This window comes from Enterobacter sp. 01-M-02-SI-ECC (assembly GCF_047530595.1).
Taxonomy (GTDB): domain Bacteria; phylum Pseudomonadota; class Gammaproteobacteria; order Enterobacterales; family Enterobacteriaceae; genus Enterobacter; species Enterobacter cloacae_M.
The window spans coordinates 15,837-29,255 of sequence record NZ_JBLKCZ010000033.1; the positions used below are offsets into that span (position 1 = coordinate 15,837).

The following is a 13,419-nucleotide window of genomic DNA, read 5'->3' on the forward strand; positions in this document are numbered from 1 at the left end:
AAAGCGGTTGTTGAAGCGCTCTGCACGGGATAATTATCAATAAACACATGTAGATCGAGGCTGATTATGAAGAACATTGTTTTATGCTGTGCAGCGGGAATGTCAACCAGCATGCTGGTTCAACGTATGAAAGACGCCGCTCAGAAAAAAGGGGTTGAAGTCACCATTAAAGCCGTTCCGGTTGCGGAGTTTAAAGACAACATCGCGACGGCCGACATCGTATTGCTGGGGCCACAGGTTAAATACGAGCAGGCTAAACTCCAGGCGCAGGCCGACCCGTTGGGTAAAAAGGTCGCGGTGATCGACATGATGGATTACGGCATGATGAAAGGTGATGCCGTACTGGAAAAAGCGCTCAAACTTCTGGAGTCATAATGGAAGACTTAGAAACCACGATTATGGAACTGCTTGTCAACGCGGGCGCGGCGCGCAGTGCAGCCCTGACGGCGTTGCAGATGGCGCGTAAAGGTGATTTTGACGAAGCTGAAAAAGCGATGGAAGAGTCGCGTGAATATGTGAAGCATGCGCACACTATACAGACGCAGCTTATCGGTCTTGATGAGGGGACCGGGAAGCTTCCGGTTAACCTGATCACCGTCCACTCGCAGGATCACCTGATGAACGCGATGGTCATTCAGGATCTGGCGGGCGATATGATTGAGCTTTATCGTCGGATCCCGTTGGTGAATTGAATACATGCAGATGTAAAAAAACCCGCCGAGGCGGGTTTTTTATTTACGGCATCAACGATTACTCGTTGTCGGAACCGCCCAGACCTGCGTTCAGCAGTTCTGCCAGGCTCGCGGATGCATCTTCAGCAGTCACCTGCGGTGCAGCTGGCAGTTCGCCCGCAGCACGACGACGCATACGATCCTGATGGTACGCATAACCGGTACCCGCCGGGATCAGACGACCCACGATGACGTTCTCTTTCAGACCGCGCAGTTCATCACGTTTACCTGCAACAGCGGCTTCGGTCAGGACACGAGTCGTTTCCTGGAACGATGCTGCAGAGATGAAGGACTCGGTTGCCAGAGACGCTTTGGTGATACCCAGCAGATCGCGCGAGAAGGTCGCACCGATTTTGCCGTTCGCTTCCAGTTCGCGGTTAGCGATCTTGACGCGTGAGTATTCAACCTGCTCGCCTTCCAGGAACTCGGAGCTGCCTGCGTTTTCGATGGTTGCTTTACGCAGCATCTGACGAACGATAACTTCGATGTGCTTATCGTTAATCTTAACGCCCTGCAGACGGTAAACGTCCTGTACTTCGTTGGTGATGTAACGCGTTACCGCGTGTACGCCACGAAGACGCAGAATGTCGTGCGGAGCTTCTGGACCATCGGAAACCACGTCACCACGTTCTACACGTTCACCTTCGAACACGTTGAGCTGACGCCACTTAGGAATCATCTCTTCGTACGGTTCGCTGCCATCTACTGGAGTGATAACCAGACGGCGCTTCCCTTTGGTCTCTTTACCGAAGGAGATGATACCGCTGATTTCAGCCAGGATTGCAGGCTCTTTCGGACGACGTGCTTCGAACAGGTCCGCAACGCGTGGCAGACCACCGGTGATGTCCTTGGTACCGCTGGATTCCTGTGGAATACGCGCCAGAGCATCACCCGCACCGATCTGAATGCCATCTTCCAGCTGAACGATCGCTTTACCCGGCAGGAAGTACTGCGCAGGCATGTCGGTACCAGGGATCAGAACGTCGTTACCCTGAGCATCAACGATTTTCAGTGCAGGACGCAGATCTTTACCACCGGTAGTACGTTCAGCAGAATCCAGAACCACCAGAGAAGACAGACCGGTCAGCTCGTCGGTCTGACGAGTAATGGTCTGGCCGTCGATCATGTCAGTGAAGCGGATGAAACCACTCACTTCGGTGATAACCGGCATGGTGTGTGGATCCCAGTTTGCAACGGTTTCGCCGCCGGCAACCTGCTCGCCATCACCTTTCGCCATAACCGCACCGTAAGGCACTTTATAGCTCTCTTTGGTACGACCGAATTCGTCGATCAGCTTCAGCTCGGTGTTACGGGAGGTCACAACCAGCTTGCCAGCGGAGTTAACAACAGACTTCGCGTTGCTGAGCTTGATGCTACCTTTGTTTTTCACCTGGATGCTGGATTCAGCAGCCGCACGAGATGCCGCACCACCGATGTGGAACGTACGCATCGTCAGCTGTGTACCCGGCTCACCGATGGACTGTGCCGCGATAACGCCGATTGCTTCACCTTTGTTGATGATGTGGCCACGCGCCAGGTCACGACCGTAGCAGTGCGCACATACACCAAAGTCGGTGTCACAGGATACAACGGAACGTACTTTCACGGAGTCAACAGAGTTCGCTTCCAGCAGGTCACACCAGTGCTCGTGCAGCAGCGTGTTGCGTGGAACCAGGATGTCTGCAGTACCCGGCTTCAGAATGTCTTCCGCGGTTACACGACCCAGAACGCGATCGCGCAGTGGCTCTTTAACATCACCCCCCTCGATAACCGGGGTCATGGTGATACCTTCGAGGGTGCCACAATCGTCTTCGGTCACAACCAGATCCTGCGCAACGTCAACCAGACGACGCGTCAGATAACCGGAGTTCGCTGTTTTCAGTGCGGTATCCGCCAGACCCTTACGAGCACCGTGGGTGGAGATGAAGTACTGGAGTACGTTCAGACCTTCACGGAAGTTCGCGGTGATTGGCGTTTCGATGATGGAGCCATCTGGCTTCGCCATCAGACCACGCATACCTGCCAGCTGACGAATCTGTGCTGCGGAACCACGCGCACCGGAGTCGGCCATCATGTAGATGCTGTTGAAGGAAACCTGCTGTTCTTCAACGCCGTCACGGTTAATCACGGTTTCGGTCTGCAGGTTATCCATCATCGCCTTGGATACACGATCGTTCGCTGCAGCCCAGATATCGATAACTTTGTTATAGCGTTCGCCCGCGGTAACCAGACCAGACTGGAACTGCTCCTGGATCTCAGCAACTTCGGCTTCCGCTTCAGAGATGATCTCGTGTTTCTTCTCTGGGATGACCATGTCATCGATACCAACAGATGCACCTGAACGCGCTGCATAAGCAAAGCCGGTATACATTGTCTGGTCAGCGAAGATAACGGTCGGCTTCAGACCCAGAATGCGGTAACAGGTGTTCAGCATTTTGGAGATCGCTTTCTTGCCCAGCGCCTGGTTGACGATGGAGAAAGGCAGACCTTTCGGTACGATCATCCACAGAATGGCACGGCCAACGGTCGTGTCTTTCAGGCTGGTTTTCGCAACGAATTCGCCGTTTTCATCTTTTTCGTATTCGGTGATACGCACTTTGACGCGCGCATGCAGAGAGGCCAGGCCAGCGCGATAAATACGCTCAGCTTCTTTCGGGCCAGTCAGCACCATGCCTTCGCCTTTGGCGTTAACACAGTCACGGGTCATGTAGTACAGACCCAATACAACGTCCTGAGAAGGAACGATAATTGGTTCACCGTTCGCTGGGGACAGGATGTTGTTAGTAGACATCATCAGCGCACGCGCTTCGAGCTGGGCTTCCAGCGTCAGCGGTACGTGAACAGCCATCTGGTCACCATCGAAGTCGGCGTTATATGCCGCACATACCAGCGGGTGCAGCTGGATAGCTTTACCTTCGATGAGGACTGGCTCAAATGCCTGGATACCCAGACGGTGCAGTGTTGGTGCACGGTTCAGCAGTACCGGGTGTTCGCGGATAACTTCGTCCAGGATATCCCAAACGACAGCTTCTTCACGCTCAACCATTTTCTTAGCGGCTTTGATGGTGGTGGCGAGGCCACGCAGTTCCAGCTTGCCGTAAATGAACGGTTTGAACAGCTCCAGTGCCATTTTCTTCGGCAGACCGCACTGATGCAGACGCAGGTATGGACCTACGGTGATAACAGAACGACCAGAGTAGTCAACACGCTTACCGAGCAGGTTCTGACGGAAACGACCCTGCTTACCTTTGATCATGTCGGCCAAAGATTTCAGAGGACGTTTGTTAGAACCGGTGATCGCACGACCGCGACGACCGTTATCCAGCAGGGCATCTACCGCTTCCTGCAGCATACGTTTTTCGTTGCGTACGATGATGTCCGGCGCAGCCAGATCCAGCAGACGTTTCAGACGGTTGTTACGGTTGATAACGCGACGATACAGATCGTTCAGATCGGACGTTGCGAAACGACCACCATCCAGCGGAACCAGTGGACGCAGATCTGGCGGCAGAACCGGCAGAACGGTCAGGATCATCCACTCTGGTTTGTTACCAGACTGAACGAACGCTTCCAGCAGTTTGATACGCTTGGTCAGCTTTTTACGTTTGGTTTCGGAGTTGGTTTCGTTCAGCTCTTCACGCAGCTGCTCGCACTCTTGCTCCAGATCCATGCTCTTCAGAAGGGCCTGAATAGCTTCCGCACCCATCTTCGCATCGAATTCGTCACCGAACTCTTCCAGCGCGTCCAGATACTGCTCTTCAGTCAGGATCTGATGACGTTCCAGGTTCGTCATCCCGCCTTCGATAACCACATAAGATTCGAAGTACAGAACGCGTTCGATATCGCGCAGCGGCATATCCAGCAGCAGACCGATACGGGACGGCAGAGATTTCAGGAACCAGATGTGAGCGGTCGGAGACGCCAGCTCGATGTGGCCCATGCGTTCACGACGCACTTTGGTCTGGGTCACTTCAACGCCGCACTTCTCACAGATCACACCACGGTGTTTCAGGCGCTTGTACTTACCGCACAGGCACTCGTAATCTTTTACTGGCCCGAAAATACGCGCACAGAAAAGGCCGTCACGCTCAGGTTTGAACGTACGGTAGTTGATGGTTTCCGGCTTTTTAACTTCACCGAATGACCATGAACGGATCATGTCTGGCGAAGCCAGAGCAATTTTGATCGCATCAAACTCTTCGGTTTTAGTCTGCGCTTTCAGAAACTTTAATAAATCTTTCACGGATTTGCTCCCGTCGGAGTTAGCACAATCTGGTGCCGGGGGTTAACCCGGCACCAGTGACCTGTTTGAGCGAGAATTACTCGTCTTCCAGTTCGATGTTGATACCCAGCGAACGAATCTCTTTCAACAGTACGTTGAAGGATTCTGGCATGCCCGGCTCCATCTGATGGTTGCCGTCCACGATGTTTTTATACATCTTGGTACGACCGTTCACGTCATCAGACTTAACGGTGAGCATTTCCTGCAGGGTGTATGCCGCGCCGTATGCTTCCAGCGCCCACACTTCCATCTCCCCGAAGCGCTGACCACCGAACTGTGCCTTACCACCCAGCGGCTGCTGAGTAACCAGGCTGTAAGAACCGGTAGAACGAGCGTGCATCTTGTCGTCGACCAGGTGGTTCAGTTTAAGCATGTACATGTAACCTACGGTTACCGGACGCTCGAACTGTTCACCGGTACGGCCGTCAAACAGCGTAATCTGACCAGACGTTGGCAGACCACCCAGTTGCAGCAGCTCTTTAATTTCAGCTTCTTTCGCACCATCGAAGACCGGCGTTGCGATTGGCATACCTTTTTTCAGGTTCTCAGCCAGGCGCAGTACTTCTTCATCACTGAAGGTATTCAGGTCGACTTTCTGACGAACGTCGGTACCCAGATCGTAGGCACGCTGGATGAATTCGCGCAGTTTCGCGACTTCTTCCTGCTGCTTCAGCATGGCGTTAATCTTGTCGCCGATACCTTTCGCAGCCATACCCAGGTGAGTTTCCAGGATCTGACCGATGTTCATACGAGACGGTACGCCCAGCGGGTTCAGTACGATATCTACCGGCGTACCGTTAGCATCGTGCGGCATATCTTCGATCGGGTTGATCTTAGAGATAACACCCTTGTTACCGTGACGACCTGCCATCTTATCACCAGGCTGGATCTGACGTTTAACGGCCAGATACACCTTAACAATCTTCAGCACGCCTGGTGCCAGATCGTCGCCCTGAGTGATTTTGCGGCGTTTCGCTTCGAGTTTTTTCTCGAACTCGTGTTTCAGTTCGTCATACTGCTCAGCCAGCTGTTCCAGCTGATTTTGTTTCTCTTCGTCGGTCAGGCCCAGTTCCAGCCAGCGATCGCGTGGCAGTTTGTCGAGCTTCTCAGCTTCAACGCCACCGGCAACCAGCACCGCATAGATACGGCTGAACAGACCCGCTTCGAGGATCTGCAGTTCTTCAGACAGGTCTTTCTTAGCCTGTTTGAGCTGCATCTCTTCGATTTCCAGCGCACGCTTATCTTTTTCAACGCCGTCACGGGTGAAGACCTGAACGTCGATTACCGTACCGGAAACACCGTTTGGTACGCGCAGAGAAGAGTCTTTAACGTCAGACGCTTTCTCACCGAAGATTGCACGCAGCAGTTTCTCTTCTGGCGTCAGCTGTGTTTCACCTTTAGGCGTAACCTTACCAACCAGAATGTCGCCGCCGGTCACTTCAGCACCGATGTAAACGATACCGGATTCATCCAGTTTGGAGAGCGCAGCTTCACCCACGTTAGGGATGTCAGCGGTGATCTCTTCTGGCCCCAGCTTGGTGTCACGGGACACACATGCCAGCTCCTGAATATGGATGGTGGTGAAACGATCTTCCTGAACCACCCGCTCGGAGACGAGGATGGAGTCTTCGAAGTTATAACCATTCCACGGCATGAACGCTACGCGCATGTTCTGACCAAGCGCCAGTTCACCGAGGTCGGTGGACGGACCGTCTGCCAGCACGTCGCCGCGCTCAACTGGCTCACCCAGAGATACGCAAGGCATCTGGTTGATACAGGTGTTCTGGTTAGAACGGGTGTATTTGGTCAGGTTATAAATGTCGATACCTGCTTCGCCCGGATACATCTCGTCTTCGTTAACTTTGATAACGATACGGGATGCATCGACGTACTGAACAGTACCGCCACGTTTAGCAACCGCAGTAACACCGGAGTCAACGGCAACAGCACGTTCCATACCGGTACCAACCAGCGGCTTATCAGCGCGCAGAGTTGGAACGGCCTGACGTTGCATGTTCGCACCCATCAATGCACGGTTGGCGTCATCGTGTTCCAGGAACGGGATCAGGGACGCACCGACGGATACCACCTGCTGGGTGGATACGTCCATGTAGTCAACCTGGTCGCGGCTGAACAAGCTGGATTCGCCTTTGCTACGGCAGGTAACCAGATCTTCTACAAAGTGGCCTTCGTCATCCAGGTTGGAGTTCGCCTGAGCGATAACGTAGTTGCCTTCTTCGATAGCAGACAGGTAGTGAATTTCGTCGGTTACAACACCGTCGGTCACTTTACGGTACGGGGTCTCGAGGAAACCGTATTCGTTAGTCTGTGCGTACACGGACAGGGAGTTGATCAGACCGATGTTTGGACCTTCAGGCGTTTCGATTGGACATACGCGACCGTAGTGCGTCGGGTGTACGTCTCGAACTTCAAAGCCTGCGCGTTCACGGGTCAGACCGCCTGGGCCGAGTGCAGAGATACGACGTTTGTGCGTAATCTCAGACAGCGGGTTGTTCTGGTCCATGAACTGAGACAGCTGGCTTGAACCGAAGAACTCTTTCACTGCTGCAGAAATCGGCTTGGCGTTGATCATATCCTGAGGCATCAGGGTATCCAGATCGCCGAGAGACAGACGCTCTTTCACCGCACGTTCTACACGTACCAGGCCAACGCGGAATTGGTTTTCCGCCATTTCGCCTACGGAACGGATACGACGGTTACCGAGGTGGTCAATATCGTCCACTTCGCCTTTACCGTTACGGATATCGATGAGCTTCTTCATCACTTCGATGATGTCGTCTTTGCTCAGGATACCGGAACCTTCGATTTCGTCGCGCAGCAGAGAACGGTTGAACTTCATGCGACCAACCGCGGACAGATCGTAGCGGTCTTCGGAGAAGAACAGGTTCTCGAACAGGCTTTCCGCCGCTTCGCGAGTTGGTGGCTCACCAGGGCGCATCATGCGGTAGATTTCTACCAGCGCGCTCAGACGATCGGTGGTTGGGTCGACGCGAATAGTCTCAGAGATATACGCGCCGTGGTCCAGATCGTTGGTGAACAGCGTTTCGATACGTTTGTGACCAGACTGGCTCAGCTTAGCCAGCAGATCCAGGCTCAGCTCCATGTTCGCTGGGCAGATCAGCTCACCCGTTGACTCGTCAACGTAATCTTTCGCGGCTACTTTTCCTGCAATGTACTCAACCGGAACTTCGATGAGTTTGATATCATCTTTTTCCAGCTGGCGGATGTGGCGCGCGGTGATACGGCGACCTTTTTCCACATACACTTTGCCGTCGGCTTCGATGTCGAACGACGCGGTCTCGCCACGCAGACGTTCCGGCACCAGCTCCATCTGCAGCTTGTTGTCGCGGATTTCAAAGATCACTTTCTCAAAGAACAGGTCCAGGATCTGTTCAGTGGTGTATTGCAGCGCACGCAGAATGATGGTTGCAGGCAGCTTACGACGGCGGTCGATACGGACAAACAGGTTGTCTTTCGGATCGAACTCGAAGTCCAGCCATGAACCACGGTAAGGAATGATGCGTGCGTTATACAGTACTTTACCGGAAGAGTGTGTTTTACCTTTATCGCTGTCGAAGAAGACGCCCGGGCTACGGTGCAGCTGGGAAACGATAACACGCTCAGTACCGTTGATTACGAAAGTACCGTTGTCTGTCATGAGTGGAATTTCACCCATGTAGACTTCTTGTTCTTTAATGTCTTTTACGGTGCCTTCCGGCGCTTCGCGCTCGTAGATCACCAGACGCAGTTTTACGCGCAGCGGTGCGGAATAGGTCACGCCACGGATCTGACATTCCTGAACGTCAAACACCGGTTCGCCAAGGCGGTAGCTGACGTACTGCAGCTCGGAGTTACCGCTGTAGCTCTGAATCGGGAACACGGAGCGGAAGGCTGCTTCCAGACCGTACTGCCCTTCAGGATCTTGCTCGATAAACTTCTGGAACGAGTCAAGCTGGATAGAAAGGAGATATGGAATGTCCAGAACTTGTGGACGTTTACCAAAATCCTTACGAATACGTTTTTTCTCGGTATAGGAGTAAACCATAGGGTTCCTCAGCTCGCTGACAAGTCGACCCATCTGTCCGACGAAGGGACAGTTTGTGCAACACCATTTTGTGGACCGGAAAATTGAATACTTTCCGCAATACCTGTTGCTATCACGCTTAAATCATTTCGTCGCGATTTACACAGAGCGAGCACCCTGTCGCAATATATTAAGTCGTCGATAGAAACATGCATTGTCAGGACAATCAGCAGTCAAACAGTGTGAAATGCTACTGATGCCTTACAGCGCAAAAAGGCTGGTGACTAAAAAGTCACCAGCCATCAGCCTAATTACTTAGGCTGCAACCAGAAAAGTTGGCTTATTTAACTTCAACTTCAGCGCCAGCTTCTTCCAGAGATTTTTTCAGTGCTTCTGCGTCGTCTTTGCTCACGCCTTCTTTCAGCGCAGCTGGAGCAGATTCTACCAGGTCTTTAGCTTCTTTCAGACCCAGGCCAGTTGCGCCACGTACTGCTTTGATAACAGCAACTTTGTTAGCGCCAGCAGCTTTCAGAATTACGTCGAATTCAGTTTTTTCTTCAGCAGCTTCAGCCGGGCCCGCAGCTACAGCTACAGCAGCAGCAGCAGAAACACCGAATTTTTCTTCCATTGCAGAAACCAGCTCTACAACGTCCATTACGGACATAGCTGCTACTGCTTCAATGATTTGATCTTTAGTGATAGACATTTAAATTGTTCCTGAAAATCAGAATAAGTTTATACGTAAGCAAATGCTTTATAAAGATAACTGCGATTAAGCAGCTTCTTTCGCATCGCGTACAGCAGCCAGAGTGCGAACCAGTTTGCCAGCCGCAGCTTCTTTCATGGTTGCCATCAGGCGTGCAATTGCTTCTTCGTAGGTCGGCAGGGTTGCCAGGCGATCGATTTGCGATGCCGGGATCAACTCACCTTCAAAGGCTGCAGCTTTGACCTCAAATTTTGCATTCGCTTTCGCGAACTCTTTGAACAGACGAGCAGCAGCGCCCGGGTGTTCCATAGAGTATGCAATCAGGGTCGGACCAACAAACGTGTCTTTCAGGCACTCGAACTGAGTACCTTCAACTACGCGGCGCAGCAGGGTGTTACGAACAACACGCATGTATACGCCAGCTTCACGACCTGCTTTACGCAGTTCAGTCATTTTGTCTACAGTAACGCCACGGGAATCCGCAACTACTGCAGACAGCGCGCCTTTGGCTACTTCGCTGACTTCAGCAACAATCGCTTGTTTGTCTTGAAGATTTAAAGCCATTAGCTTTGCTCCTGGATGTTTGCCGGAACTCATGTTCCGGAACTCACTTCACTCTCCCCAAAGGAAAGAGCGTCTTAATACGGTGAGCAGAAACAAGCCAGAGTATCCAAAAATAATCTTAGCGTTCTGTCACCGTCTACGCAGGGGATTAAGTCTCTTGCGAAACACCTGCGGTCTTCGACGGAGGCCTGGATTAGGCCAGGCTCCAACGAACAAATCTTTTAGCCGCTAACTTTCGTTAGCAAACGTGGGGGTAAGATTGTAGACAAAATCACCGCCCACGTAAAGGCATTAGTTTGCAGCAGCGCTCAGGCCAGCCTGGTCAACTGCAACACCTGCACCCATGGTGGTGGAGATGCTAACTTTCTTGATGTACACGCCTTTCGCCTGAGTTGGTTTTGCTTTTTTCAGCGCAACCAGCAGAGCTTCCAGGTTTTCTTTCAATTTGTCAGCGTCAAAGTCCACTTTACCGATGGTGGTGTGGATGATGCCGTTTTTGTCGTTACGATAACGAACCTGACCTGCTTTAGCGTTCTTAACCGCTTCAGCAACGTTAGGAGTTACAGTACCCACTTTCGGGTTTGGCATCAGGCCGCGTGGACCCAGAACCTGGCCCAGCTGGCCAACAACGCGCATTGCATCTGGAGAAGCAATAACAACGTCAAAGTTCATTTCGCCTTTCTTGATCTGATCAGCCAGATCTTCCATACCTACCAGTTCAGCGCCGGCAGCTTTAGCAGCTTCAGCGTTTGCACCCTGAGCAAATACAGCTACGCGAACGGAACGGCCAGTACCGTGTGGCAGTACAGTCGCGCCACGAACGTTCTGATCGGATTTACGCGCGTCGATGCCGAGGTTAACGGCAACGTCAACGCTTTCAACGAACTTAGCAGTTGCCAGTTCTTTCAGCAGAGCGATAGCTTCGTTGATGTCGTACTGTTTGGTCGCATCAACTTTGTCACGGATCACGGACATGCGCTTGGTCAGTTTAGCCATTTCTTAGTCCTCCACTACCAGGCCCATGGAACGTGCAGTACCTTCGATTGAGCGAGTCATCGCTTCAATGTCGGCACCAGTCATGTCGGCAGCTTTGGTCTGCGCGATTTCCTGCAGCTGAGCGCGGGAAATTTTACCCACTTTGTCTTTGTTCGGTTTACCGGAACCAGACTTGATACCAGCCGCTTTCTTCAGCAGAACAGCTGCTGGAGGGGTTTTGGTAACGAAAGTGAAAGAACGGTCAGCGTAAACAGTGATTACGACTGGGATTGGCAGACCTTTTTCCAGGGATTCGGTTTTGGCGTTGAACGCTTTACAGAATTCCATGATGTTCACACCCTGCTGACCCAGAGCTGGACCAACTGGTGGACTTGGGTTCGCCATACCAGCTGCAACCTGCAGCTTGACGTAGGCTTGTACTTTCTTAGCCATTCTAAAATCCTCTGATTGGGTGATAGCGCCTCAGGGAGGCTCCCCGTGAATAAAATTCGTTTTACGGGCCGGGCCCATAAAAACAAAAGGCGCGAAATTGTATTCCAATCTCGCGCCCTGTGCAACGATTAAATCGCCGCTTTTTTGATCGCTGCTTAGGCTTTTTCGACCTGCGCAAAGTCCAGTTCTACCGGGGTCGCACGACCGAAGATAGAAACAGAAACTTTCAGGCGGGACTTCTCGTAGTCCACTTCTTCAACCACACCGTTAAAGTCAGCAAACGGACCGTCGCTAACACGAACCATTTCACCCGGTTCAAACAGCGTTTTCGGACGCGGCTTATCACCCACCTGCTGCAGGCGGTTCATAATCGCATCAACTTCTTTGTCGCTGATTGGCGCCGGACGGTCAGACGTGCCGCCGATAAAGCCCATCACGCGCGGTACGCTGCGCACCAGGTGCCAGCTCGCGTCGTTCATCACCATCTGAACCAGCACGTAACCCGGGAAGAATTTACGCTCGCTTTTGCGACGTTGGCCGCCACGGATCTCAACCACTTCTTCGGTCGGAACCATAACTTCGCCAAATAACTCTTCCATGTTGTGTAATTTGATATGCTCACGCAGCGACGTTGCTACGCGGCCTTCAAAACCGGAAAACGCCTGAACGACGTACCAACGCTTTTTAGGGGCTTCAGACATCTTAGAACCTCAGGCCAGTAATAAAGGAAACCAGGCGAACCAGAATACCATCCAGTCCCCACAGGATCAGTGACATTACCGCAGTCACTGCAGCCACGATCAGCGTGGTGTGCAATGTTTCCTGGCGAGTCGGCCAAATGACCTTGCGGACTTCGGTACGTGCTTCGCGAGCGAAAGCAACGGTTGCTTTACCCTTAGTCGTCAACAGCGCGACACCGCCCGCTGCAGCAATCAGAATCACCACTGCCAGCGCGCGGAGCGGCAGCATCATGTCACGATAAAGATAGTTGCCAACGATTGCCACAATCAGCAGCACGGCAACAGCGACCCACTTCATCGCTTCCAGGCCGCGCCCGCTCCCTTGAGCTTCGGTATTCGCACTCATAAACCAACCTGTCAGAAGAATTCTACAAATAATTTCACCCCGCGATTGCGAGGCGAGCCAAATCGAAATAATCCCTTTATGGATTATACGCTCTCTGCAGAGCCTGTCTCAGCAATGATTATGACAAAAATAATCACTGATGAGCCAGGTTCTGATGTGAAAGCGTGCAAAAAGGGCATCAAATGATGCCCTTTTCATGCGCATTGCGTCAAATGTTATCAGCGATTAGCCAAGAACTTTAGCAACCACGCCCGCGCCAACGGTACGGCCACCTTCACGGATTGCGAAACGCAGACCGTCGTCCATCGCGATTGGGTGGATCAGCGACACAACCATCTTGATGTTGTCGCCTGGCATTACCATCTCAACGCCTTCTGGCAGTTCGATGGTACCGGTCACGTCAGTTGTACGGAAGTAGAACTGTGGACGGTAGCCTTTGAAGAACGGAGTATGACGTCCGCCTTCGTCTTTGGACAGAATGTACACTTCAGATTCGAACTTGGTGTGTGGCTTGATTGAGCCTGGCTTCGCCAGAACCTGACCACGTTCGATTTCTTCACGTTTGATACCACGCAGC

General features: G+C 52.4%; 10 protein-coding genes and 1 pseudogene. 2 read left to right on the plus strand and 9 right to left on the minus strand.

Going from position 1 to position 13,419, the window contains the following annotated elements:
- Positions 1-66: 66 nt before the first annotated feature.
- Positions 67-375, plus strand: coding sequence for a PTS sugar transporter subunit IIB (locus tag ACMWLG_RS23360; protein WP_010425948.1), 309 nt, complete (start codon positions 67-69; stop codon positions 373-375).
- Positions 375-692 carry a PTS lactose/cellobiose transporter subunit IIA gene (locus tag ACMWLG_RS23365; RefSeq protein WP_003862327.1) on the plus strand — a complete coding sequence of 106 codons (318 nt, stop codon included), beginning with the start codon at positions 375-377 and terminating at the stop codon, positions 690-692. The genes ACMWLG_RS23360 and ACMWLG_RS23365 overlap by 1 nt, the downstream gene beginning before the upstream one ends.
- Before the next feature lie 58 nt (positions 693-750).
- Here the strand turns inward: ACMWLG_RS23365 and rpoC are convergent, their stop codons facing one another.
- The 9 genes and pseudogenes from rpoC to tuf form a co-directional block, all read right to left on the minus strand.
- Complete coding sequence (gene rpoC, locus ACMWLG_RS23370; RefSeq protein WP_023309968.1) at positions 751-4,974, minus strand: DNA-directed RNA polymerase subunit beta'; 4,224 nt, start codon at positions 4,972-4,974, stop codon at positions 751-753.
- Positions 4,975-5,050: 76 nt separating this feature from the next.
- Positions 5,051-9,079, minus strand: a complete 4,029-nt coding sequence (rpoB, locus tag ACMWLG_RS23375) for a DNA-directed RNA polymerase subunit beta (RefSeq protein WP_023334099.1) — start codon at positions 9,077-9,079, stop codon at positions 5,051-5,053.
- A gap of 319 nt (positions 9,080-9,398) precedes the next feature.
- On the minus strand, positions 9,399-9,764 hold the full coding sequence (gene rplL / locus ACMWLG_RS23380; RefSeq protein ID WP_002445276.1) for a 50S ribosomal protein L7/L12: 366 nt from the start codon (positions 9,762-9,764) through the stop codon (positions 9,399-9,401).
- 66 nt (positions 9,765-9,830) lie between these two features.
- Positions 9,831-10,328, minus strand: coding sequence for a 50S ribosomal protein L10 (gene rplJ / locus ACMWLG_RS23385; RefSeq protein ID WP_003862338.1), 498 nt, complete (start codon positions 10,326-10,328; stop codon positions 9,831-9,833).
- Between the two features lie 291 nt (positions 10,329-10,619).
- Entirely contained in the window at positions 10,620-11,324 is a 705-nt protein-coding gene (gene rplA, locus ACMWLG_RS23390) for a 50S ribosomal protein L1 (protein WP_006810530.1), read from the minus strand.
- 3 nt (positions 11,325-11,327) lie between these two features.
- Positions 11,328-11,756 (minus strand): 50S ribosomal protein L11, encoded by a 429-nt coding sequence (gene rplK / locus ACMWLG_RS23395; RefSeq protein ID WP_008503452.1) that lies wholly within the window; start codon positions 11,754-11,756, stop codon positions 11,328-11,330.
- Positions 11,757-11,911: 155 nt separating this feature from the next.
- A complete protein-coding gene (gene nusG / locus ACMWLG_RS23400; RefSeq protein WP_002438628.1) occupies positions 11,912-12,457 on the minus strand; it encodes a transcription termination/antitermination protein NusG in 546 nt (181 codons plus the stop codon).
- Position 12,458: 1 nt separating this feature from the next.
- A complete protein-coding gene (secE, locus tag ACMWLG_RS23405; protein ID WP_014068449.1) occupies positions 12,459-12,842 on the minus strand; it encodes a preprotein translocase subunit SecE in 384 nt (127 codons plus the stop codon).
- 225 nt (positions 12,843-13,067) lie between these two features.
- Positions 13,068-13,419, minus strand: a pseudogene (gene tuf, locus ACMWLG_RS23410) (elongation factor Tu); the annotation flags it as partial.

Bases quoted from the DNA above. Each gene is read 5' to 3' on its own strand.
- ACMWLG_RS23360 (WP_010425948.1), top strand. From the start codon at position 67: ATGAAGAACATTGTTTTATGCTGTGCAGCGGGAATGTCAACCAGCATG.
- ACMWLG_RS23365 (WP_003862327.1), top strand. From the start codon at position 375: ATGGAAGACTTAGAAACCACGATTATGGAACTGCTTGTCAACGCGGGC.
- rpoB (WP_023334099.1), bottom strand. From the start codon at position 9,079: ATGGTTTACTCCTATACCGAGAAAAAACGTATTCGTAAGGATTTTGGT.
- rplL (WP_002445276.1), bottom strand. From the start codon at position 9,764: ATGTCTATCACTAAAGATCAAATCATTGAAGCAGTAGCAGCTATGTCC.
- rplJ (WP_003862338.1), bottom strand. From the start codon at position 10,328: ATGGCTTTAAATCTTCAAGACAAACAAGCGATTGTTGCTGAAGTCAGC.
- rplA (WP_006810530.1), bottom strand. From the start codon at position 11,324: ATGGCTAAACTGACCAAGCGCATGTCCGTGATCCGTGACAAAGTTGAT.
- rplK (WP_008503452.1), bottom strand. From the start codon at position 11,756: ATGGCTAAGAAAGTACAAGCCTACGTCAAGCTGCAGGTTGCAGCTGGT.
- nusG (WP_002438628.1), bottom strand. From the start codon at position 12,457: ATGTCTGAAGCCCCTAAAAAGCGTTGGTACGTCGTTCAGGCGTTTTCC.
- secE (WP_014068449.1), bottom strand. From the start codon at position 12,842: ATGAGTGCGAATACCGAAGCTCAAGGGAGCGGGCGCGGCCTGGAAGCG.